A 1,144-nucleotide genomic window follows, 5' to 3' on the forward strand; every position below is an offset into this window, starting at 1 on the left:
GCGATTAAGCGATAACTTTAGCAACAACACCAGCGCCTACAGTACGGCCGCCTTCACGGATTGCGAAACGCAGACCGTCGTCCATCGCGATTGGGTGAATCAGGGTTACAACCATGTTCACGTTATCGCCTGGCATTACCATCTCTACGCCTTCTGGCAGTTCGATGGTACCGGTCACGTCAGTTGTACGGAAGTAGAACTGTGGACGGTAGCCTTTGAAGAATGGAGTGTGACGACCACCTTCTTCTTTGCTCAGGATGTAAACTTCTGAGTCGAATTTGGTGTGTGGCTTGATTGAACCTGGTTTAGCCAGTACCTGACCACGTTCGATGTCTTCACGCTTGATACCACGCAGCAGAACACCTACGTTCTCACCAGCACGGCCTTCGTCCAGCAGTTTGCGGAACATTTCAACGCCAGTACAGGTAGACTTAACGGTGTCTTTGATACCAACGATTTCAACTTCTTCGCCAACTTTAACGATACCGCGCTCTACACGACCGGTAACTACGGTACCACGGCCGGAGATGGAGAATACGTCTTCGATTGGCAGCAGGAACGGCTTGTCGATAGCACGCTCTGGTTCTGGGATGTAAGAATCCAGGTAGCCAGCCAGTTCGATGATTTTAGCTTCCCACTCAGCTTCGCCTTCCAGTGCTTTCAGCGCTGAACCACGAACAACTGGCAGGTCATCACCAGGGAAGTCATAAGCAGACAGAAGTTCACGAACTTCCATTTCTACCAGTTCCAGCAGCTCTTCATCATCAACCATGTCGCATTTGTTCATGAATACGATGATGAAAGGAACGCCAACCTGACGACCCAGCAGGATGTGCTCACGGGTCTGTGGCATTGGGCCATCAGTCGCAGCAACAACCAGGATAGCGCCGTCCATCTGAGCAGCACCGGTGATCATGTTTTTAACGTAGTCGGCGTGCCCTGGGCAGTCAACGTGCGCGTAGTGACGAGTCGGGGTGTCATATTCAACGTGGGAAGTGTTGATGGTGATACCACGAGCTTTTTCTTCTGGCGCGTTATCGATCTGGTCGAAAGCACGTGCAGAACCGCCGTAGGTTTTAGCCAGAACGGTGGTGATTGCTGCAGTCAGGGTAGTTTTACCGTGGTCAACGTGGCCGATAGTACC

1 protein-coding gene is annotated in these 1,144 nt (G+C 51.7%); it reads right to left on the bottom strand.

The window, feature by feature from the left end:
• Window positions 1-4: 4 nt before the first annotated feature.
• On the bottom strand, window positions 5-1,144 hold a 1,140-nt coding region (gene tuf, locus SGR01S_RS23500), incomplete at its 5' end, for an elongation factor Tu (protein ID WP_037427049.1).

This window comes from Serratia grimesii NBRC 13537, assembly GCF_001590905.1.
Classification (GTDB): Bacteria; Pseudomonadota; Gammaproteobacteria; order Enterobacterales; family Enterobacteriaceae; genus Serratia; species Serratia grimesii.